This is a genomic window from Nocardia sp. CS682 (assembly GCF_004634405.1).
GTDB classification, from domain to species: Bacteria; Actinomycetota; Actinomycetes; order Mycobacteriales; family Mycobacteriaceae; genus Nocardia; species Nocardia ninae.
Genome location: NZ_CP029710.1, coordinates 2,222,521 through 2,243,643, shown reverse-complemented (window position 1 = coordinate 2,243,643; position 21,123 = coordinate 2,222,521). Strand labels below are relative to the sequence as shown.

Genomic DNA, 21,123 nt, shown 5'->3' with positions numbered 1-21,123 from the left:
AAACTGGTCGCTCAGGCACCACCCATTTCCGCGGTAACCCGAGCGAAGCTCGCAGCGGTCCTCGGTGCAGCCTCGCAGACGAAGCGGGCTGCATGATGCGCGCCAGGACGTTTGGGCTTGCCATCGCCGCCGTGGCGGTGGGGTTCTTGATACTGACTCATCCAGCGGTGGTTGGGTTCATGGTGATGCTGCTCGGCGCGCTGGCGTTGTGGCGTTCGAGTCGTCGCTGGGGGGTTCGGCGATGAGTACGCACGAGCCTTTGCATGAGCCGACGGTTCTGCTGGCTGAGTTGGATTCGATCATCCGCGAGCAGGAGCAGTTGCGGCAGCGGACTGTCGCGTTGCAGGCGCGGTACAAGGCGTTGGAGCCGCGCCCGAACAGCTTCGACGCGGTCGAGATCGATTCGACGGCGAGTCGTCTGTCGTACGTGCACGAGACCTACCTGAACGCCCCTCTAGCTTTCTTGCGCTTGGCTCGGGAAAGCGCTTCCTGCATCCGGGAACGCGAGCAGGTTGCACGCCAGGCAGACGGTCACGAGTCCATCTACGGGCCGGATTCGACCGCGCTGTGGGGCAGTAACGATGTTGCGCGGCATCGTCACAACGGGCCGGTTCCTGTGTCGTCGGGGTTCGCTCGTGCCCGCACGCGTGAGCTTGCTGATCGGCCGCGGGTTGATCGGGGGCGGTCGCGGTGAGCGCGGATTGGCGTGACACGCCGCCGCCGGTGCAGCACGTGACCTATGTCGATCGTGGGCGTGGTCATACGCCGTTGCATTCGATGGCTGGCCCGGAGTTCACCGGTGTGGGTGCGGTGTACGCGCCGTTGGGTTTGTTGCCGCCGGTGTTGCGGTTGGCCGCGTTCGGGTTGCTGTTGTTGATCGCGATGGGTGGTTGCACCGCGGCGTGGGTGGACTACAAGCAGTACACGCCGACGCCGAGTATCTGCCGGTCGGCCAATGCTGGTGTGCCGGTTGAGCGTCCGGGTTCGTGTGTCCCGGCCACGCAGGTGCCGGGGGTGGCTCGATGAACGCCCGCAAGCGTGAACAGTCCGAACTGGCGCTGGCAAAGGCCGAGTACGACCGGATCTCGACCGTGCATGAGGTCCTTTACGACATGTCGATGGCCGCGTCGGATTCCTTGCTGGCCAAGGGCTACGGCGATTGCGCGAACGAGGACGCCAAACACGCCCATTGCGACGCGTTCCAGCCGTCGGTGAAGGAAGAGCGGGCCGTTGCATACGACCGAATGCTGGTCGCTAAGTACGGCCGCGAGGTCGCTGATCAGATGCGTGCCCAGGCTGCTGAACGATCGGCAGCTCTGCGCGCGGAGCTGGACAGGCGGGTCCAGGCCCGCCGGATCGAGCGTTCGCGATGAGCAGGTTTCTTGATCCGGACGGCGAGCGGCACGGGTTGCCGACGTGGCCGTGGGGGATGGCGCCGCAGCATTTGCGGACGTGGCGGCAGCTGGATGCGGAGAACAAGCGGCCGGTCGGTGAGTACGAGGCGCAGGTGCGCGGGGCGGGTTGGCGGCAGGCATACCTGTACGACTCGCGGGAGGTACGGCCAAAGCAGGAACCCTCTGCGGCGCAACTGGAGTCGCTGAAAATCGCGCGCTGGACACGGTCTGTGGACGCGTGCGAGCGCCGCGGGATCGACGCGACCGATATGCGCGAGGTGATCGAGCAAGCTCGCGCCGATATCGCCGCCCAGCGCGCCGCCCGTGAAGCCCCGCGTAGTGGAAGGGAGCGAAGCCGATGAACCACAACAGAAGCAGCCACACCACGGCCGCGGAACGGGCCGGGCAGGGCCGATATTGGGCACTGGAACTGGAGTACGCCGATCAGATCATCACCGGGCTGCGTTCGCACGGTTTGGGCTATCAGGAGATTGCCCGCACCTTGGATATCCGGGCGCGGCGGGTCGAAGCGACGCTCGGAGAGATCAGCGCTCTGCACGCCCGTGGGGTCAGCCTGAGCGAGATCGCTGTGCGGGTGGGGTTGCCACGCAGCACCGTCCACGACATCGCCGGTGCTGCACAACCGCAGTCGACCGCGCGCAAAACTGCTGTGCTGGCAGCTATTTCGGACATGCACGGGATGCAGCGCGACGTGCTGGGCTGGTTTCTGGGCATGGAACGCAACCACGTGCTGAGCCTGGTCAAGCAGCTGCACAAGGAAGGCTCGATCCACAAGCCCGCGCAGGTGCAGGCCGGGGAGAAGTGGGTGGTACCTACGCGGGTGACCGCGGCCCGCTACCTGGGATGGCGTCCAGCCGACTGGCATCCGCCGTTGGGTTTGGCTGAGCATTACCGGGCCGTGGCTCAAGCGCGAGTGATGCTGGTCGGCGCCGATCGCGCGTTGTGGGTGCCTGAGCGGGTGTTGCGGCACCGCATCGGTAAGACCGCCGGCACGAACGGCAAATCGAAATCCGCTGAGCCGCTGTTGTCTTCGGGCCGTACACCGCTGCTGGGTCATCCGCACGTACACGACGGCCGGTTCCTCGGTGTGGTGGAAGGCACCTATGGCTGGTGGGCCTTGGAAGTGGAGTTGTCGAAGAAGGACCCCGAGCACATGGACATCGCGCTCAAAGGCGCGATCCGAGCCGCCCGCGACGCCACCGAGGAATCCATGGTCGGGGTGCTGTATCTGTGCCGGACCTCGGCGGTGATCGACAACGTCAACGCCGCCTACGACCGCCTGCCCGCCAGCGAATTCGGTGAGGCGCTGGCGCTGGATCTGCTGGTCCGCGACTTCGACCAGAAATGGCGCAAGTTCCTCACCGACTACGCCGCGCGCCGCGAAGCCGCCAAAGCTGCGAGCTCCAATCGCCGCCGCCGCACCATCATTCACCTCTCTTCCCGGGAAGCGTCATGAGTAACCAGAACTGCCGACCCGTCCTCACCCCGACCGACTGCGACCCGCTCGGGACCGCGAGCGCGGTCCCCTCGACACCAGCGCCCGTGCCGGTCGATCAGGTACCGGCCCCGATCGAGGTGCATCCGGTGAAACCGCCGATCAAGCAACTCGACGGTATCGATCTGCCGGACCCGAGCGGGCTCATCCACAACGCCGAGACCGCGGTGGTGTGCGGGATGGTCGTGGTCGCGATGCTGGTCATGATCGTGGCCGTCGCCACTTACTGGCCGCTGACCGCGCACCGGTTGCGGAATTTCGCCATCGCGGCGTTGCTGCTGCCCGCCGCCTCGGTGGTGGCCGGCGGTTCGTGGACGACTCCGTTGTCGTTGTTGTGGTCCGGTGCCGAGCGCGTCGCGGATGGGGACTGGGCCGGTATCCGGATGATGCTCGCCCTCGGTGCACCGTTCGCGGCGTTGACCGCGACCTATGTGCGGGCGAAGTTCGTGCACAAGGTGGCCTCGGTCGGGTTGAAGAACCTCGGCCGCACCGAACGCGTCAGTGAGGCGATGCTGGCACGGGAGTTCGCCCGCGCCGCCAAGACCGCACAACGTGGTGCCCCGTACACGACCGGTGAGGGGGTTGTGCTTGGGCCGCTGGTGAAACGGTCGACCTCGGAGACACCGGGATTGTGGCGAGGGCTGACCGCACGCCATCAGCAGTGGATGGTGATCCCGCACAAGCAGGCTCGCCGCAATATCGGGCTGATCGGCACGACCGGTTCGGGCAAGACCGAGGTCATCAAACGCTACTTCGTCGGCATGCTCGACTACGAGTGGACCGCCTGGCAGCGCTGGAAAGACGTTCCCGGCATGCGTGGGCGGCACCTGCACCCGCTTCAGGTAATCATCTCCTGCAAGGGCGGCCAAGACGATCTGGAACTGGGTCGCGAGATCCGTGACATCGCCTTGCGCAAGGGAATCGAACCGCACCGCATCGCGGTCGTGGTTCCCGGTGGGGACCGGCTGGAGTTGTGGCGGGGGCAATCGGCACGGGATCAGCGGGCCGCGGTCGGGGATCTGCTGAACGCCGGGGAAGCGACCACCAGTGAGGGGCAGCACTTCGACGAGATGCGTCGTCGCATCGTGTCATTGGTGTGCATGGCGCCGGTCGGTGCGCCGCAATCGCATCTCGAGTTCTTGGCCCGGCTGGACAAGTCGGTGCTGCTCGACGCGTGGGGTGGCGACGGCAACGTCAAACGGATGCTCGACGCGATGCAGGAGGAGAAGGTCCCCCAGCTCGACGACGCGCTGATCAAAGCATCGAACCTGTTCGAGCTGCTCCAGGACCAGAACGGGCGCATGGTCTTCGACGGCGGCAAGGACCTCGACGACCTCGACGTGCTGTATGTGACCGTCCCCGGTCTCGATAAGGACGCCGCCCGCGCCCAGGTCGCCGCGATTCTGCGGATGGTGATGCAGCGCGCCGGACGCACCGCCGGAGACCAGCGCCGTTCGGTGACGCTGATCATCGATGAGCTTTCGGCGCTGACCACGGCCAAGGGATCGATCGGACTGGCCGACGTGTGCGAGCGTGGCCGCTCCCAAGGGGTGGCGTTGCTGTTCGCCGCCCAATCCCAGGAGGGCCTGGCCGCGGATGCGTGGAGCCTGAACCGGCTACTCAAGGCGTGCGCGGGCGGGCTGATCCTCGGCTACAACGAGAACGCCGGAGACCTGTGCAAACACGTCGGCTCCCTGCGCTCGATGCTGCCTTCTCGGCATCTGATCAAGGGCCAGCGCCACGGCGACGAAGGCCAAGTCTCGGTCGGGGAGAAATGGCTCGTCGACCCCGACGTGCTGCGCCAGCTCGATACCGGCGAATTCGTCTACGCCCGAGGCCGCCGCGCCGACTGGACCCACGTCGTACGCGTCGCCGATCACCCGCTGACCCCAATGCCGGGCACCCCCGCCGCCACCGCCGCTGATTCCGCGGGCAAGCCGCTCATCTCCGGCGACACCGCCGTCGCCTGAACCTCCTTTTATCCGAAATCTGCTGGAAGGCAACCCTTATGCGTAACCGCCGCGAACACAATCACGACGACCACAACGACGACGAGACCCCCGGACAGCCGAGCCGTGATCCAGCCGAGCTGCCAGAGCCGGGCGAGTCGACCGAGATCCGCGACATCCTCGCCGCCGAGTTCGCCGACTACCTCGCCGACGTCGTCGCCAAAGTCCCGCCACCGGACAACCCCGACGACACCGCCCCCGCGCCGCCACCTGCGCGCCCGAACCTGCACCTGATCACCACCGGCGACGACAAGGCCATGACCACGGACTGGGACGAGCCGTTGACCGTCGCCGACGCCCTCACCGCAGCCCGCACCGCACGGCGCCGGGTCGTACGCGGCGCGGCCGGCGGCACTGCCTTTGTGGTCACTGCTGGCGCCGTCGCGGGCTGGGGTGAACCACTGATCGTGACCGGCCCGCTAGCCGTCTACGGCACGGGCTGGCTGGCCTACCTGTGGTGGAACGCCGCACTACGACCCTCAGCCGGTCAAATTCTGGCCGCGAGCACCCACGCCATCAGCGCAGCGTTCGCCGTCGTCATCACCACGATCGCCGCCCTCGTCCACTGGCTCGTCGACCGCGTCGACACCGCTCGTCGGCGCCACGAGACCGCCCGTACCTCACCGGCTTCCCCGTCCGCCTGACCAGAAAGGAATCGATCCTCGTGAATAGCAATGACATTCGACCCATAGCGCTCGGTATTGCCGTCGGGGTGAGCGTCTTCACCGCCCTGATCTGCTGGGTCGAATACCAGCCGTGGGAGGCCGTCGCCGAGCACCTCGCCCGGCGCCAGCTCACCCCCGCCGAGCGTGCCGAGCTGGACCGGCTGATCGCTCAGAAGCAGGACCGCGACATGCGCTACAGCGCCTTGGCCGGGCAGGACAAGCAAAAGCAGGCCGAGCGCGACGCCGAGATCGCCGCGGGCTTCAACCCGGATCTGCTACTCGGCGATCCCGTCACCGGCCCCGGCGAACTGGATTTGACCGCCCTGGTGGCCGAGATCGAACACGCCGAGCACGCCTACCGCCACGCCGACTGCCGCCTGGTGTATCCGCACCGCGAAGCCCTGCACCTCGAGTTCAGACGCCGCAACCACTGGCAGGCACGCTCGACAACCGCGCGGGCGGATCTGCTTCGGCTCGACATCGCGGCCGACCGGATCAACGCAGCACGCAACCGGCCGTTCGTGACCGACGCGCCGCCCAGCCCCGTAGCGACGTATGGCTCGTTTCCCTATCCGGATTTCGCCGGACCCGACCTCAGCGACCCCGAGAACGGGTGGTGAGCGGGCGATGAGCGAAAACAAGCGCGGGCAAGCCGATTACCCCTTCCTGCAGCGGTTTTGGTCCTCACTTACCGGCGGTCGGCTGCCTGACCGGCCCGCTGAACTCGACCCAGCCGAAACCGCCGAGAACCGCGGCACCACGGCACCCTCCGGCGAAAGCACCAGCCGTCACAACCCGCCGACCGCGCGGTCGGCCACCCCGTCATTCCCACTGTTCGCGGCGGACCTCGAACAAGCCCGAACCCGTGCCGCAGCCCGCCGTCGAACGCGCCGATAGCACGAAAGCTCTTATCCCTGAAAGGAACACCCGAAATGAATGACCGTAGCCCCCAGAACGAACCAATCCTGCCGATCCCTTCGGACCTGTACCGGGACATCGCCGGACTCCAGGACCGCATCGACGCGGTGCGCGCGGACCTGACACGGACGGCGATGCGCTACCGCGAGCTGGGGCAATCCCCGGAATCGCTGGCGGTGGACAACCTCGGCGACCCGATCGAACCCGCCGAGGCCAACAACCGGGTCCTTAACGGCTTACAGCTCACCGACTGCGAGTTACAAGCCGCAGCCGAATGGCTCAGCACCACAAGCGGTCGATACGCGAGCCGGTTGAAGCTCACCGACACCGCGGATCAGCACCGCGAACGGCAGATCGCTCAACAACGCCGTCGCCGTACCCGATAGCACCGAAATCCCTTACCTCCGAGAGGAATACCTGTCATGACTGACCGTAGTCCCGAAGACGAACTGATCGCCGAGGCCGTGAAGTTTGGTCGCTCGTTTCAGCAGATGCTGCGCCTGCACGCCCAGGCCGGCGGCTGGCTGGAGAAGCGCCGCATTCGCAAGCAGATCAGCCTGGCGTTGCGTGAGCAGCGCCGCACCGAGCAGGCCACCCGCGATCACCAGCTGGACTGGACTCAGCAGATGGTCGACCGCTACCGGGTGCACGCCGCGACGGTCGCCGACCGCGCGATCAACCCGAACGTCGACCATGCACGCCGCTACCGTGACGCTAAGGTCCTGGCCGAGCACGCGGACTATTTGCGCTCGAAGATCGTCGAGAACCCGCGCCTGACCCCGATAGAGCAGGGTATTGCCCTCGACGGTTTGGACGCGGCGACCACCTTTCCGCAGTTCGAGCCGGGCCGGTTGTTCAACCGCGCCCACAAGGTCAAAGGGATCGAGGCCCTGCGCTACCGGGCGCAGGTCGCTCGCACGAAGACCCGCCTGAACACGCACACCGACCGCGACACCACGATGCGGGAGCGCACCCAGACCGCACCTGGCAGCTCAGGCCGGTACCTCGCGCACCTGTCGTGGGCCGAGCCCTTTACCGAAGCCCGCAACGAATCCAGAGTCCACGACACCGAAGACGCGGCGATGGAGTGGATGCTCTCGCGGATCGACACAGCGACGTGGAAGCCGGACACGCTGCTGTTGGCGCAGATTGGTGAGACCCGTGGCGAACACGGTGTGTTCTATCACGCTCACGGCGAACCCGAACGGATCGCCAACAACCTGGCCCAGACCGTCGCCGCCGCGCCCCGGCCGCTCGACCGCGACACCGCAGAAGACGTCCTCGCCGAGATCGACGAGATCGAGCGCGAGAACGCCAACCGATTCGTGGCCAGTGTCGGCCCCGCCGAGGTGCTGCACATGGACGAGCACGAGTACGCCCGGATTCCACAGGAGGACCGCACGCAGCTGCGCAAGTTCCCCACCCGTGAGCAGGCCTATGACTGGACGCTGCATCAGCTCGACGTGTACCGCGAGACCAGCAACTACCGCAGTGAGCAGTTCAGCGCCAGCATCCGCGATCACGGTCACCCTGATCGCAGCGAGATCGTCGACGGCCCCATCGGCATGGTCACCGACGAAATCCGTGCCCTGCGTGCGCAGCACACCCGCACCACCAGAGGTGACAGCACCGAGCACACCGCCGCGGCCCGGACCGCCGAGCGGCCGGAGCCGAGTACGGAGACGCCGGATTCGCGGATCGCGCAGGTCGAACGTCAGCTCACCGATATGGCCGCTGATCGGGACCGGCTCGGCTCCCGGGTCGAGATTCTTCAGCGTGGCCTGGACGCGGTCACCGCTGATCGTGACGAGATGCGCCGCAAGCTGGGCAATGCCGAGTCTCAGATCGAGTCGTTGAAGAACCGTAACCAGCGACTGGCCGCCGAGATCGGCGAACTGCGCGACCGAAACGGCGTCGATGCTGTTGCCGCGGAACGGGATCGCTACAAGCGTGAACGCGACGAAGCCGTCACCAAACTCGCCCAGCGCACCCCGGCCCAGCAGCGCTACGGCAGCCGCGAACGCGTCGAGTTCGACAAGCTCGGCGACACCCAGCGCTGGTCGCGTGAGACACCGTCCGCTGAGGACGGGCTGACCGAGGCGGACTTCGCCGCACGCAAGGTGTTCGACGAGGCGGTCGTCGAGCAGATGTCGGCCGACTTCGCCAAGGTGCACGGCGATACCTATGACGAGCCGAAGTTGCGTGAGTTCGCCCGCGAATGGCTCACCAACGCCGCCAGCAACCAGCGCGACCAGCAGGCAAGCAGCGACGACGGCGGTGAGCGTAACGGCAAGCGCCGCAACGGTATCGAGCGGAGCCGTTGAGATGGAACGCGAACACGAGGAAGCGATGCGGGAGGCGTTCACCGAACTCGATCGCCTCACCCGCATGGCGTATCGGCCGACCGCGAGCGAGGCAGATATCAACCGCCTCTACACCGAGGGTGCGGCGATCGATCAGGGCTGGCACTTCGGCCCGCACCGCCAGCAGTGGGAGTTCCTCAAAGCGGTTCGCAGCCAATGGGAATGCGAACCCGACACCATCCGCCAGGCACTTCGCCACCCACCCGGCACCCGAGGCGGAGGGCTGGATGCGGTGCAGCGCCGCAGCATCGAACAAGCCCGAATCCTCACCGCAGGCACATCGCGACCTGAGATCGAAAGGAACCGCTGACATGGAACGCGAACACGAAGAAGCGATGCGCGCGGATTTCGCACGCTGGCAGGCATTGCTCGACAGCACGTTTCCGATCGAGACCGAGGCCGAGTTCGAACAACGCGCCCGCGCCGACGAGATCGAACTGCGGTGGTCAGACGGCCCGCACAGCGCGCACTGGCACTACCTCAACGACGCCTTCGAAGATTGGCGGCACAGCCCGGACACCATGCGCCGGTTCCTCGACGGAGTCAGCTACGACCGCGCCAGCGGCAACCACGACGGGATGACCGACACCCAGTACCGCAGCCAGCTCCAAGCCCGCGACGTGACCGAGGCCGAACGTGCCCGCCAGCGCGAACGCTCACCGAGGTATCGGTGAGCGGCGATGAAACCCCAACCACCAGCTGGGCCGTCGTATCAGCTCATCACTACCGCGCTCAAACGAACGATGGGACCGGGTCACGGCAGCGGTGATCCGTTGCGGTGGACCAACTTCCTGTGCCCGGTCCACGAGGGCGACGGCAGGCCGCACACACCGAGCTTGGGTGTGCGCTATGACCCGCAGCAGGCCAAGACGATCGTGCGGTGCTGGGCCACCTGCGACGACGAGAAGGTCCTGCAGCGGTTACCGCATCCGACCGAGAACCGGCCGTTGGGTGTGCGGGACATGTTCGACCGGCTCCCCGAACGCCGCCGCGACACCCCCGCCACCGGTGGTGGCGGGGAAGCCCGGCGGGGGAGCGATGTGGTGTCGCCGGTGGAGAAGGCGATCCTGGCTGCCCGGTTCCCGATCCTGAGCAAACCGGATCTGGGTGTGCAGACCGGTACCCCGGAGAAGGTCGACGCGTATGTCTACCGGTGGCCGGACGGACACGTCGAGGGGGCGGTGGTCCGGGTGCACACCCCGCACGAGTACGGCGTCAAGAAGTCGTTCTACCAGCGGCGCTGGACTGGAACCCGATGGGAGGACGCCGGTTTCGCGCCGATCCCGTTCCAGCTTTCCGACATCCGTGAAGCCCTCGACACCGGACGCGAGATCTATGTGTGCGAGGGCGAAAAAGACGTCCTGCGCGCGAACCGGGCCGGGCAGATCGCGACCTGCAATGTCGGAGGCGCGGGATCGTGGGCTCCCGAGCACGCGCGCTGGCTGGCCGGCGCGGCACGGGTGATTGTGGTCGCTGACCGTGACCGGCCCGGTTACCGCCACGCCGCCAAAGTCGCCGACACCTTGGCTGGGCGTGTGGGGGAGGTGCGGGTGATGCAGGCCCGCGGTGGCAAGGACCTCGCCGACCACCTCGACGCCGGATACGAACTGGGTGAACTCGATCCCGTGCCCTATCTCGACCGACCCCACCCGTATCAGCAGGACAGATTTCGCGCCCCGGCCATGAGCCGGGCGCGGACTCGTAGCCGCTGAACCCATGACAAACGAAGGGATACAACCGATGACGATGACGGACATTTCCGGCGCGCAGGCGTCGGCCGACAAGAAACAACCCGATGCTCAGGTTTCCGGTCGCCCGATCCGGGCGTGGCCGGTGTTGCTGCTGGCGTTGCCGGCGTTTGTGGCGATCTGGTCGGGCTGGGTCGGGCTGGGTGGGCTGACCGGTTTCGGTCCGGTGCGTCCGCTGCCGGGGATCGCCGATGAGTTCACGATCAACACCGCGATTACTCTGCCGATCGGTATGGAGGCTTATGCCTCCTACGCGTTGTCGGTGTGGTTGTCGGGTCGTGTCCGTTCGGACCGAACTCGCGGTTACGCGAAGTGGTCGGCGTTCGGCAGCCTGATCCTGGGCGCGGTCGGGCAGGTCGTGTATCACCTCATGCAGGCCGCGGATGTGACCGTCGCGCCGTGGCCGGTGACCGTGCTCGTCGCCTGCCTTCCCGTCTTGGTGCTCGGCATGGGCGCCGCGCTCGCGCACATGATCCTGCGCGAACACCACCACCCCGCCACACCTTTCAGCCAGCAGGCCGAACCGGTGCCAGGTGGTGCACAACCGCTGCTGCACGATTCAGACCCTGTCATGAGCGACGGCGCCCGCACCGTCGCCGCACCACTGGACGCACCGGGGTCGGCAGTCGCTGCACCGGGCGGTGCACCCAGACCGACTGACGCACCACCTCCGCCGATGGGTGTGATGCGCACGCACCGGCGTGTTCCACGCGCGCGCCGGGTCCCGCGCCGCCGTCCACCGGTCCGAACGATCCGCCCGCGCAGCGAGCAGGTCGAAGCAGGCGTCGTGCCTGATCAGCGCCCGTCAGCACCGATACCCGAACCTGGGAAGTCGAACGCGGGGCAGCCGGTGCCTGCCGATCGGGACGAGCTGATCCACGAACTCACCGCCCGGGGGATGTCGGCGCGACAGATCGGTCCGCTCATCGGTGTCGCCCACACCACGGTGCTGCGTGTCCTCGGCCGCACCGAGAACGCACCAGTCGACGCACCACAGGAATGCCACGCACCAGCCGATGCACCGGCCGCGCCGGTGCCGGTGCGCAACCTGGCCCGGGTTCGGCGCGGCGGGCTGCGCACCGCCCCCAAGCCCGTGGACGAACCGGGTGAGGTGATCGACGCGGAACTGGTCGAGGACACCGAACTCTCGATCACCGAACATCCAGCCGACTCGGGCACCGTTGCTGTCGGGGGTGGTGCGTGATGACCGGAATCGAGTGGACTGAGGTCACCTGGAACCCGGCCACCGGCTGTGATCGGATCAGCGCGGGCTGCGACAACTGCTACGCGCTGGCGATGGCGCGACGGTTGAAGGCGATGGGTGTGGAGAAGTATCAGCGCGACGGCGACCCGCGCACCTCCGGACCCGGGTTCGAAGTGACGATTCACCCTGCGGCGTTGGACATTCCGGTGCGCTGGCGTACGCCGCGGCTGGTGTTCGTCAACTCCATGTCGGACTTGTTCCACGCCCGCGTCCCGGAAAGTTTCGTGCGGGACGTCTTCGCGGTGATCGCCGCGACACCGCAGCACACCTACCAGGTGCTGACCAAGCGGCCGATACGGATGCGGCGAATGGCCGAGCGGGGCTTGGAGTTTCCGCCGAACCTGTGGGTCGGCGTCTCCGTGGAGGACCAGACCACCATCGAACGGGTCACCTACCTGCGGGCTGTTCCCGCCGCAGTGCGGTTCCTGTCGTGCGAGCCGCTGCTGGGAGCGATCGACCTGGACGCGCATCTGTTCCCCGACGAGTGCCCTGGTGGATGCGGGTGCCGTCGCCCCGACGACGCCGACCGCTACAAATGTGGCTGCGGCGGTCCGTGTTCAAGCTGGCGGCCAGCTCCGACAGTGGACTGGGTGATCGCCGGCGGTGAGTCCGGCCCCGGCGCCCGCGGAATGCACCCGGACTGGGTGCGCGACCTGCGCGACCAATGCGTCGACGCCGACGTGCCGTTCTTCTTCAAACAATGGGGCGGACGAACACCCAAACAGCACGGCCGCACCCTCGACGGACAGATCTGGAACCAGATGCCCACCACCTGACCAAACCCCGCCAGCCCGAATCCAAGCCCGCCAGGCACCCGCCAGGCGGGCCTTTTCGTGCGCTGAGTGGCTGCGTCTGTCCGGGAAACATCCGGGACTCGTCCGGGACTCGTCCGGGACACGTCCGGGACTCGTCCGGGAAAATCTAGTCCCGGACAGGTCCCGGACGATAAACGCTCAAACCGGGTTTGAGCTGGGTGTTTCGCGCCGTCCTCTGTCCCTGCCCGGCTGACACTCTCTATGGCTTCGCTGTTCATAGAGAGTGTCAGCCGGGCAGGGACAGAGGACAACACAAAACACAAAGAACAAAAGATCAAATGCAAAGGGAGGGAAGGGAAGGAACCAAAAGAAGAAGAGAGACCACAAAGGAAGGGTTGGGAGCGGGGTTGCGTCAGGCGGGAAAAGTTACGTCTAGAGCTGCGCCACCGGAGGTGGCGTGTTCGCGGCCAAGGCGCGCTCAGTGCGTGGGGCAAGCCAGGTGTGTGCGTGGCGGTTCAGGGCACGCGAGTTCACGACGTGGGGGCCGGTCCGATCGCGCGCAGCGGTACTCGGCGGGCCGGGCGGGGACCATAAGAAGAGGGGGACGTCGAGTTCAGCGGTCGAGCGCGAGCACGGCTGCTGGTCACCGTTGAATCCTAGGTATCAATTTGTTGCCATATAGGGATCAATTCTTCTGTGGCGGTGCGTATTTCGGTAGCATTGAGTTCTAGAAATCAAACTCTGGGGAGGGTTCGATGAGCGTTGTCTCCGCAGCAATGGTCGCCGCGATCGATGAAGCCTGGGCAGGGGTGCGTGCCCGGCATCCGGAGGTGCCGGACGTGATGGTCACGATCGCGGCCGGGTCGGTCGGGCGCCGCGGGGTGCGGCTGGGGCAGTTCGGCCCCGCTCGCTGGGTGCACGGCGATGCACGCTTGCCCGAGTTGTTCGTCGGCGGTGAAGGATTCGCACACGGCCCGCGCGATGTGCTGGGAACCCTGCTGCACGAGGCGGCGCACGGGATAGCGCTCACCCGCGGGATCAAGGACACCAGCCGCAACGGCGCCTACCACAACGGCAAGTACCGCGACATCGCCGTCGAGCTGGGCCTGCGCGTCGAGCGCGGCAAGGGCTCAGGATGGTCGGACACCGACATCACCGACACCGCCGCCAAGACCTACCAGCCGCAGATCCACAAACTCGGCGCACTACTGGTCGCACACCGCCGCTCTGAACATGACTACTTTGACGAACGAGCCGCCGGCGCCGACGGAGACACCGATACCGACGAGGCCGCCGGCGAAGCCGGAACCGGTGGCCCCAGCCCACACAACGGCTACGCCCTCACCTGTTCCTGCGACCCGATACGGCGGCTCCGGGCCTCCCGCAAGTCGTTCGACGCCGGCCCGATCCTGTGCGGAGTGTGCCAGCAGCCATTCGTCATCGCGACCGACGATGATTCCTAGACATCAACAGCGTTGATACCTAGGAATCAATCCTGTTCCAGCGCAATGTAGTTCGGGCAGACTCCGACGACTACGTCGACATCCGCGACCCCGAGGTGTTCGCCACCTGGCAGAGCAAACCGGGGCTACGGTGCCTGGTCTGCCAGCACCCGGTCACCGTCTACCGCTCATCGACGAAGAACCCGTTCGTCCGCCACGGAAGGGCAACGCCGCCAAACGCGACCCGGCCGTGGCGCGATCGGCACGAGAGACCTTTTTGCACTACCGGCTCAAACACTGGGTATGCGCGGAACTTCGGGCACTGGGAGCCGCCGACGCGCGCCTGGAGACCCACCTCGACAAGAGAACACCGGACGTATTCGGGCACATCAACGGCCGCAGCTACGCCGTCGAGATCCAATGGTCGGGCCTCGCCCACGATGTAGCCGAGGCCCGCACCCACGACCTCAAGGCCAGCGGCGCGGGCGAGGTCCTCTGGCTGAGCCGCCCATGCTCATGGGTAGAGAAACTGCCGGTGCTGGGAATCAAATCCTTCAACCCGACCGGCGATGACTACTGGGCGCATACCGGATTCCTCACCTACCGAACAGGACTGGGCCTTCGCCCCGCGCAAATCTCGGTTCGCGCCGCGCTACGCGCATAGGCCGCCGGCGAGCTCGTCTGGGCATATCAAGACAACAAGAAAGCAGGATGGGCAACCGTGACCGACTGGGAACTCCACACCAAAGCCCAAGCCGACGAGATCGCGGCCAAGAAACGCCAGCTCGCCAAAGCGCTCGGTGAACGCGACGAGCTCCACCAGAAGTACCAGGTCGCCCGGAACTCACTCGGCAACCAGGCCACCACGATCACCAAACAGACAACCACGATCGACCAGGCGATCACCCTACCGCAAAGACCTCGAAAAAAAGATCATTGACCTCAACGCCGAGCTACACCGCGCGGATCAAGACGCCAAAGCCGCCGAACAGACCCGGCTGACCGCTCAGCGGCAAATCGTCGAACTCACCACCGAGCTGGCCGGCCAACAAATCGGTCTCCAGCTACGCGCCACCGCGATCGTCCTGCTCGCCGTTGTCTGCGTCGTTCTTGCCGTGATGCTCTTGCTGGCCTGATCGCGTTTGACTCCTAGAAGTCAACGCGCTCCGCATCTCGGCCTCGTCACACGGTTTGGCGACGTGGTGTGCCCCGGAGGACGGCCGGTCGGAGTCGGTGAGCTCCAGTGACAACACACGCCAGTCGATAGCGGGGTCCCCGTCGAAGGCAGCGACACGGGCCCCGACATCAGCAGCTTGCTTCTCATGGCGCCGGACGCGGCACAATACTCGCAGCAGCGAATCTACTCAGCGGTAAGCTTAGATGTGATGTAAATCACATAAATGCTTCGAGTGCTTCAGCCTTCTCGGCGGGTCGAGCTAGCCGGGCGTGTCGGACGGGCGGAATGGCCGTGGCCCTGATCAGGGCAAATGACATCAGTGTGGTTTCGTTACTAGTTCGTGATAGATGTGACCTGCATAACACGAAGTGTGGTCAGAGTTATTGATGATGCGCATTTCAGATATGTGACCACCAACTCTGTCGGGGGGCGTGAGTACGCTGGCTCACAGTTTCGGGCGAACTCCGAGGACCTGGCCACCGTGGGCGACCCGGAAGGCGGGTACCGCTCACGTTGGGAAGCCCGCAACAACAAAGCTGGTCCGGTTCCGCGCCAACGGAACCGGACCAGTGCCCGCTCGAAGACGCGGGGTGTGACTTGGTAGGTCTCATCCAGCGTAACGGAGTTCGTCGCAGGGGACACCCCCCGCACTCCTTTCTTCGGGCCGGCGCCTGTCAGGAAAGGAGGGCTTCATGCCCCTTGTCACGGAGTACTACGGCATCACCGGCCCCGTCCCGTTCGAGGACGTCAAGGTCGAGACCGACAACCGCATCTACATCGATCCGCACGCAGTGCGCCTGTCGCGTGCCCCGCAACCCTTCGCCGACCAAGCGACGCACTGCCTGGACACCTTCTTCGAAATAGTCGCCGGATGCGTCATGTCCACCAGCGCAGCGGAACACCGTCGAGGACTTGATCTTTTGCAACACTTCGGTGAGCCACGGGAGACACGCCTCGGGATGTCCGCGGTCGGCACCAACGGCCACGGCGGGGCCGAGTTGGTCGGCCGGTGGATCTGGGACGCGCTCTGCGATCCGAGCATGGAGCTGTTGCTCCGCGTCGGCATCTTGCGTGAGATCGAGGCGATCCCAATGTTCGTCACAGGAATCGATCGCGACATCACCAGCGACTTCACCACCAGGATCATCTTCTCCCCGCTCGTACAGTTCACTGCCGAGATGATGACGAAGTATCCCGAGTTCAAGACGCACCCCTCAGGGGTTACTACCGTTATGCGCCAGATCTGGGACCCGACGGACTGCGTTTGGGTGGAGAAGTCGGTGGAGTTGCCGCTCGCCGACGGCAAACCATTGCTGCTGGTCCCGAAAGGCTGGGTACGGCGGAACCTGCTGATGTCGGCTGGTCGCTATTACCAGGTCGCGGTGTTGGGCTGGGCACAAGAGGATCAGACCGTCGTGGTGGACGGCAACACGATGAGACCCACGAAGGAAGAACTCAAGCGCCAGGCGGGGCTCGCGCGGGGCCGCGCGACCAACGTAGGGATCACCCGCCAAGCTCACGAGCGCACGCAGGATCTGATCGCTCAGTTCATCGCGTTCGTGGACCGGAAGTGGACGCCGCCGAGTCACGAGGCTGCGGCCTAGCGTTCCTCCGCGTCGTGTGGGGCGCCTCCTGGCCCGCACGCATCCGCACGCCCGGATACCCGGAGCCGCGCTGTGGCTGCGGGTAGCGGGCCGCAGTTGAGTCCGGTCGTGGATTCGCCATGGCCTGGCTCGAGCTCCGAGGGTGCGCTGGCGCAGGGACGGTCTATCCGGATGGGTGTCGTCTTGCGGATGCTTGTCACGCAGACTCGGGTGTTCCGATTGAGGCGCAGTGATTCGCGAGAGCCTCAACGCGGCGTCCGTCGAGCTCGGCGTGCCGCTCGCAGAAGGGATCGGCGACGGAAAGGTCCGCGCCGCGCGCTTGTGCAGCGCTCGCCGCCAAGTAGCGAGGGAGATCGGAGTAGAGGTCGAGATGGAGATGGCACCGTGATAGTTACCGCACTCAGGGCGCTGAATGCCGAACTCGCCAGGGGCGGCGACATGTTCGTAAGGCATTGGTCTGGTGTCAACCGTGCACCGAACAGGCGCGACACGCCGAGCGACACGGCGACACGGCCTATCGCGGAAGAATTTTTTGGAGCCCTACTCGTCGGTAGGCGCTGGCTGGGTCGGCATCAGCATCCTGCCACAGACCGCATTTCGGGCATCCTTCTGGCATACCACCGCTATGGGCTTGCTGGGCTGCGCCGCGCGATAGCTGCGCAGCATGGCCGTCATCCCCAAAGTTGTGGATCTTGAAGGGAATTGGGTTGGGGTACGCCGCCCCAAAAACTCTGCCAGGAGCCGAGGCGGCGTCCCATCTCATTGCTGGATGCAGGAGAACCTGTATCCGGCTAGTTATCGTCCAGGCCTACCGCTCGCCTGGAACTTTCGTGATGCAGATCACAGTATAACTGTGACTCACGCCACATGCTCAGCTCGAAATTAGGTAACGGTAAGGTCTCGGGTCGATCGAGTTGCAGTTGCTTCTGCCGTCTGACCGGGGAAAGATCTCCATCGTAAGAACCGACTGTTCGTTCTTGTCGATCCCAAATCTGCCAGGAGCCGGGATCACCCGAAATGTCTTGTTGCTGGAGAACATCCGGAGTGTCTCGACGTGGAGACCATCCGGACTGTCTTGTTGCTGGAGAAGGAGAACCCTGATGATTCCCACGACCCCTGCCGCCTCGGGCGGGGATGTCAACTTCCGGTTCGAGCGGCGCCAGACCGCCGCTGCGACTCTGGTCGCCAGCGCGGTCTGCAACGAAATCCTCGACGTGGCCGCCAAATTCACCAGCAACGGTGCGGTGGACGTGCTCTCCCATCACGGCGCTTTCGTGGTGGGAGCGTTATGGCTGACCTTCGAGATGGTCCTCCTCGGGCTGGACAAGCGATACAAGAAGGGCTCCAGCACTTCTGAATCCACGCCGACTGGCCGGACTTATCACCGTGACCTGGCGAAGCACGATGATGGCGAGGATGAAGGTGTGAGAGTACGTGGACCTCGCGGAGTCTGACGACGGGGAAGACCGACGGGCCGAATCCGCTGCGTACAAAGCATTTTTCGAATCCCATCGGGAATACATCGTCGCCTACGTCCGCAACAGGCGGGCGGCCTACAACGCCGACGTCGACGCTGTCGTCGACGTCGGCGAGGTGGTGCAGGAGACCATGCTCGCCGCGTTGCTGGACTGGGCGAAAGTTCGGTCGCTCGAGCAACCGCGCAGCTGGTTGCGCAGAGTCGCGCAGAACAAGTTGGTCGACCAGATCCGACGGGCAAGCACGCGCAAGGACTTCGCCACGCCGCCCGAGGAACTCACCGCCGACGAGGACCTCGGCCCGCCGGGCGGGTTGGACAGGGTGCTGGCCCAAGAGGCGCTCATGGAAGTCTTCGGTCTGCTGTCACCACCGCAGCGCGACGTGCTGACCAAATCTATGAGCGGCCTCACAGGCCCTGAGATCGCGACGCAGATGGGCCTGTCGGTGGAATCGGTGTACAAACACCGCGCCAAGGCCCGCCGGGTGATCAGCGAGCTACAGCAACGCCGCGCCCGACCTACTACGACGGTGAAATCGGTCAGCGGTAGCCCTACTCCGGTGCTCTCGTTGCGCACCAACCGGGCGGTAGCCGCGACCAGCGGACTCACCGCCGATCAACTTGCCCAGCGGTATCCCGAACTGGCACGCACGCTGGGAGTGAATCATCCCGGCGATCACGACTTGATCCGCACCATCGAGTTGTATGAGAAGTCGCTGGCCCTGCGGGAGCAGGCCTTCGGAGACGATCATCCCGCGACGATGGCGGTACGCACTGATCTAGGGCGCGCACTTCGAGGGGCCGGCCAGTACAAGCGCGCGGTTCCGCTACTCGAGCATGCGCTCCGCGACCAGGAGCGACTCCGGGGCGACGAGCACCGAGATACCGTAGCCGTGCGGTCTGACCTTGCCGACGCCTTGCGCGCGACTGGCCAGTTCGGTCGCGCTCGTGAGCTGTACAAGCGGGTTCTCACCGCCCAGCAGCGACTGCTCGGGACCTATCACCCTCGGACGCTGACCACTCACGCTCGCCTGGCCCGCACCTGTTTGGCCGCAGGAGATCTGGCGCAGGCGATCGAGCATTTCGAACAGGCCCTGACCCACCGCGAGCGCGTCCTCGGCACCGATCACCGCCAGACCATGGCGGCACGCGCCGACTTCGCCGAAGCCCTGCGCCGTGACGAACAATACCGGCGCGCGATCCCAGTGCTGTCGCAGGTGCTCGCCGACCAGACCGACACACTCAAAGCGGACCATCCCAGGACGCTGGCCACACATGCTCGCCTGGCCCGCACCTATCGGGACGCGGGCGATCTGCCGCATGCGATCGAGCACTTCGAACAGGTCCTCGACGACTGCGAGCGCGTCCTAGGTCCCATCCACTCCGACACCAACTCAGCCCGGGCTGAGTTCGCATCCGTCCTGCACCTCGACAAGCAATACGAGCGAGCGATCCCCCTGCTCAGAATCGTCCTGATCGAGAACGAGCAGTTCCTGGGACCCGAACACCGACAGACGCGCACCACTCGAGCACAACTCGCCACGGCATGCGAAGCGACCGGTCGACTAGATCAAGCATTACAGCTCTACCGGCTCAATCTGCGCCTACACGAACAGCGGATCGGGCCGTACCAACCCGAAACAATGGAGTGCCGCAACGCGGTCGTGCGTGTTCTCTACAAGAACGGAGAGCATGTCCCTGCCTGCCTCGAGCAGGAGCGGGTTATCGCCGATCACGCACACCACTTCGGCAAGAACCATCCAGCAACGCAAACCGCCCGCCTTCTTCTATCCAGGATGCTCATGACGCGAAACTCGCACTTACAAGAGCCCTACAACTTCACGCATCTCTTTGGAAAAGACGATCCCGCGACGCAAAGCGTCGACTTCCCCTACGCGTTGCCCACCGGCAACTGCGCCGAATGCGTCGGAACCCCTTGCTGTGGCGGGCCACCTGACCATGAATAATCATCTGCGCCAGCCCTGCTGCTCCGTTCAGGTTGCCGAGTCGGCCAACCCCCTCTCATTGAAAAGGAATTGAATTACCCATGTCTGCAATAAATATCTGGCGACGCGCACTGGGGCGCGGCATTCCTCCCGCCCCTAACCAAACTAAACTCCAGGAACAAGCCCCCGAGATACCGCTGCCCGATGCAAGCGCAGTGCGCAAGCCGCTTCCCAGCGAAGTTGCATGGATCATGCAACCGGTCCTGCTGGTCGTCAGCTATAGCAATTTCCTGTGAGCGATCAAGGCACCGTATGGCTGACATTCATCGAGAATGAGCGAAAATTCGAACATGATCGTCGTGATTCGCTCAATTCACGTGCGCTACCCACCGTGGCAGGAATCGTGGGTCTCGCAACCGCAACGCTTGCCGGAGTTACCTTTCTGAAGATGCAGGGATTTCACTTTACTGGATGGGCCATCGGATCCCTCATCTCTGCCCTGGTTTCCCTTTTTCTGTCGGCTCTTTATTGCATTCTTGCCGGGGCGGGCCGAAGTTATTCGGCAGCCCATGTGAATGATATGAAGAAAATGCTTACCGACGAGCTGTGGACCAACTGTGACGAGGTTGATGCACGTGCGCACGTTGCCCGACTGCACGTCACCGCTATAGATACTCTTCGGAAGGGAAACGACAAGAAAGCAATTCATCTTTACGGAGCAGCAATCGCGCAGGGCGCCGCCATCATATTCCTGTCGGCGACAATTCTGCTCATCGCTTTCGCCTAGGTGTTCCGTCTCATGAGGTGGGTGCCGCAGAGGCCCCCTCTTCGCCTACGTCGAGGTGGTG

At 65.1% G+C, this 21,123-nt stretch carries 22 protein-coding genes; all 22 read left to right on the top strand.

Annotated features, from left to right (window positions below):
• Window positions 1-241: 241 nt before the first annotated feature.
• The 22 genes from DMB37_RS10010 (at window position 242) to DMB37_RS09905 (ending at window position 21,062) form a co-directional block, all read left to right on the top strand.
• Window positions 242-694, top strand: coding sequence for a hypothetical protein (locus DMB37_RS10010; RefSeq protein WP_135232462.1), 453 nt, complete (start codon window positions 242-244; stop codon window positions 692-694).
• Window positions 691-1,026 carry a hypothetical protein gene (locus DMB37_RS10005; protein ID WP_135232461.1) on the top strand — a complete coding sequence of 112 codons (336 nt, stop codon included), beginning with the start codon at window positions 691-693 and terminating at the stop codon, window positions 1,024-1,026. The genes DMB37_RS10010 and DMB37_RS10005 overlap by 4 nt, the downstream gene beginning before the upstream one ends.
• Complete coding sequence (locus DMB37_RS10000) at window positions 1,023-1,373, top strand: hypothetical protein (RefSeq protein ID WP_135232460.1); 351 nt, start codon at window positions 1,023-1,025, stop codon at window positions 1,371-1,373. Before DMB37_RS10005 ends, DMB37_RS10000 begins: the two co-directional genes overlap by 4 nt.
• Window positions 1,370-1,756, top strand: a complete 387-nt coding sequence (locus tag DMB37_RS09995; RefSeq protein ID WP_135232459.1) for a hypothetical protein — start codon at window positions 1,370-1,372, stop codon at window positions 1,754-1,756. Before DMB37_RS10000 ends, DMB37_RS09995 begins: the two co-directional genes overlap by 4 nt.
• Window positions 1,753-2,871, top strand: a complete 1,119-nt coding sequence (locus DMB37_RS09990; protein ID WP_135232458.1) for a hypothetical protein — start codon at window positions 1,753-1,755, stop codon at window positions 2,869-2,871. Before DMB37_RS09995 ends, DMB37_RS09990 begins: the two co-directional genes overlap by 4 nt.
• A complete protein-coding gene (locus DMB37_RS09985) occupies window positions 2,868-4,880 on the top strand; it encodes a hypothetical protein (protein WP_135232457.1) in 2,013 nt (670 codons plus the stop codon). Before DMB37_RS09990 ends, DMB37_RS09985 begins: the two co-directional genes overlap by 4 nt.
• Before the next feature lie 38 nt (window positions 4,881-4,918).
• Window positions 4,919-5,563 (top strand): hypothetical protein, encoded by a 645-nt coding sequence (locus DMB37_RS09980; protein WP_135232456.1) that lies wholly within the window; start codon window positions 4,919-4,921, stop codon window positions 5,561-5,563.
• Window positions 5,564-5,583: 20 nt separating this feature from the next.
• Window positions 5,584-6,204 (top strand): hypothetical protein, encoded by a 621-nt coding sequence (locus DMB37_RS09975; RefSeq protein WP_135232455.1) that lies wholly within the window; start codon window positions 5,584-5,586, stop codon window positions 6,202-6,204.
• Between the two features lie 312 nt (window positions 6,205-6,516).
• Window positions 6,517-6,888 (top strand): hypothetical protein, encoded by a 372-nt coding sequence (locus DMB37_RS09970; RefSeq protein ID WP_135232454.1) that lies wholly within the window; start codon window positions 6,517-6,519, stop codon window positions 6,886-6,888.
• 36 nt (window positions 6,889-6,924) lie between these two features.
• Window positions 6,925-8,826: a hypothetical protein gene (locus tag DMB37_RS09965; RefSeq protein ID WP_135232453.1), complete on the top strand. Its 1,902-nt coding sequence runs from the start codon at window positions 6,925-6,927 to the stop codon at window positions 8,824-8,826.
• A gap of 1 nt (window position 8,827) precedes the next feature.
• A complete protein-coding gene (locus DMB37_RS09960) occupies window positions 8,828-9,175 on the top strand; it encodes a hypothetical protein (protein WP_135232452.1) in 348 nt (115 codons plus the stop codon).
• A 1-nt stretch (window position 9,176) separates the two neighbouring features.
• Window positions 9,177-9,539 (top strand): hypothetical protein, encoded by a 363-nt coding sequence (locus DMB37_RS09955; protein WP_135232451.1) that lies wholly within the window; start codon window positions 9,177-9,179, stop codon window positions 9,537-9,539.
• A 6-nt stretch (window positions 9,540-9,545) separates the two neighbouring features.
• Entirely contained in the window at window positions 9,546-10,577 is a 1,032-nt protein-coding gene (locus DMB37_RS09950; RefSeq protein ID WP_135232450.1) for a toprim domain-containing protein, read from the top strand.
• A gap of 28 nt (window positions 10,578-10,605) precedes the next feature.
• Window positions 10,606-11,817, top strand: coding sequence for a helix-turn-helix domain-containing protein (locus DMB37_RS40955; protein WP_206055224.1), 1,212 nt, complete (start codon window positions 10,606-10,608; stop codon window positions 11,815-11,817).
• Window positions 11,817-12,653 (top strand): DUF5131 family protein, encoded by an 837-nt coding sequence (locus tag DMB37_RS09940; protein WP_135232449.1) that lies wholly within the window; start codon window positions 11,817-11,819, stop codon window positions 12,651-12,653. The genes DMB37_RS40955 and DMB37_RS09940 overlap by 1 nt, the downstream gene beginning before the upstream one ends.
• A gap of 734 nt (window positions 12,654-13,387) precedes the next feature.
• The gene (locus DMB37_RS09935; RefSeq protein WP_135232448.1) at window positions 13,388-14,095 is read left to right on the top strand and encodes a hypothetical protein; all 708 of its coding nucleotides are present in this window, start codon (window positions 13,388-13,390) and stop codon (window positions 14,093-14,095) included.
• 130 nt (window positions 14,096-14,225) lie between these two features.
• Window positions 14,226-14,738: a hypothetical protein gene (locus tag DMB37_RS09930; protein ID WP_135232447.1), complete on the top strand. Its 513-nt coding sequence runs from the start codon at window positions 14,226-14,228 to the stop codon at window positions 14,736-14,738.
• Window positions 14,739-14,795: 57 nt separating this feature from the next.
• Window positions 14,796-15,014: a hypothetical protein gene (locus DMB37_RS09925; protein ID WP_135232446.1), complete on the top strand. Its 219-nt coding sequence runs from the start codon at window positions 14,796-14,798 to the stop codon at window positions 15,012-15,014.
• Window positions 15,015-15,943: 929 nt separating this feature from the next.
• Window positions 15,944-16,855, top strand: coding sequence for a hypothetical protein (locus DMB37_RS09920; protein WP_135232445.1), 912 nt, complete (start codon window positions 15,944-15,946; stop codon window positions 16,853-16,855).
• Between the two features lie 1,100 nt (window positions 16,856-17,955).
• Window positions 17,956-18,309: a hypothetical protein gene (locus DMB37_RS09915; protein ID WP_135232444.1), complete on the top strand. Its 354-nt coding sequence runs from the start codon at window positions 17,956-17,958 to the stop codon at window positions 18,307-18,309.
• On the top strand, window positions 18,290-20,296 hold the full coding sequence (locus tag DMB37_RS09910; protein ID WP_135232443.1) for a sigma-70 family RNA polymerase sigma factor: 2,007 nt from the start codon (window positions 18,290-18,292) through the stop codon (window positions 20,294-20,296). Before DMB37_RS09915 ends, DMB37_RS09910 begins: the two co-directional genes overlap by 20 nt.
• A gap of 271 nt (window positions 20,297-20,567) precedes the next feature.
• Window positions 20,568-21,062 (top strand): hypothetical protein, encoded by a 495-nt coding sequence (locus tag DMB37_RS09905; protein WP_135232442.1) that lies wholly within the window; start codon window positions 20,568-20,570, stop codon window positions 21,060-21,062.
• Window positions 21,063-21,123 lie beyond the last annotated feature (61 nt).

Excerpts from the sequence above, each read along its gene's own strand:
- DMB37_RS09955 (WP_135232451.1), top strand. The coding sequence starts at position 9,177 with ATGGAACGCGAACACGAAGAAGCGATGCGCGCGGATTTCGCACGCTGG.
- DMB37_RS40955 (WP_206055224.1), top strand. The coding sequence starts at position 10,606 with ATGACGATGACGGACATTTCCGGCGCGCAGGCGTCGGCCGACAAGAAA.
- DMB37_RS09980 (WP_135232456.1), top strand. The coding sequence starts at position 4,919 with ATGCGTAACCGCCGCGAACACAATCACGACGACCACAACGACGACGAG.
- DMB37_RS09940 (WP_135232449.1), top strand. The coding sequence starts at position 11,817 with ATGACCGGAATCGAGTGGACTGAGGTCACCTGGAACCCGGCCACCGGC.
- DMB37_RS09920 (WP_135232445.1), top strand. The coding sequence starts at position 15,944 with ATGCCCCTTGTCACGGAGTACTACGGCATCACCGGCCCCGTCCCGTTC.
- DMB37_RS10000 (WP_135232460.1), top strand. The coding sequence starts at position 1,023 with ATGAACGCCCGCAAGCGTGAACAGTCCGAACTGGCGCTGGCAAAGGCC.
- DMB37_RS09960 (WP_135232452.1), top strand. The coding sequence starts at position 8,828 with ATGGAACGCGAACACGAGGAAGCGATGCGGGAGGCGTTCACCGAACTC.
- DMB37_RS09985 (WP_135232457.1), top strand. The coding sequence starts at position 2,868 with ATGAGTAACCAGAACTGCCGACCCGTCCTCACCCCGACCGACTGCGAC.
- DMB37_RS09995 (WP_135232459.1), top strand. The coding sequence starts at position 1,370 with ATGAGCAGGTTTCTTGATCCGGACGGCGAGCGGCACGGGTTGCCGACG.
- DMB37_RS09935 (WP_135232448.1), top strand. The coding sequence starts at position 13,388 with ATGAGCGTTGTCTCCGCAGCAATGGTCGCCGCGATCGATGAAGCCTGG.
- DMB37_RS09970 (WP_135232454.1), top strand. The coding sequence starts at position 6,517 with ATGAATGACCGTAGCCCCCAGAACGAACCAATCCTGCCGATCCCTTCG.
- DMB37_RS10010 (WP_135232462.1), top strand. The coding sequence starts at position 242 with ATGAGTACGCACGAGCCTTTGCATGAGCCGACGGTTCTGCTGGCTGAG.
- DMB37_RS09965 (WP_135232453.1), top strand. The coding sequence starts at position 6,925 with ATGACTGACCGTAGTCCCGAAGACGAACTGATCGCCGAGGCCGTGAAG.
- DMB37_RS09950 (WP_135232450.1), top strand. The coding sequence starts at position 9,546 with ATGAAACCCCAACCACCAGCTGGGCCGTCGTATCAGCTCATCACTACC.
- DMB37_RS09990 (WP_135232458.1), top strand. The coding sequence starts at position 1,753 with ATGAACCACAACAGAAGCAGCCACACCACGGCCGCGGAACGGGCCGGG.
- DMB37_RS09915 (WP_135232444.1), top strand. The coding sequence starts at position 17,956 with ATGATTCCCACGACCCCTGCCGCCTCGGGCGGGGATGTCAACTTCCGG.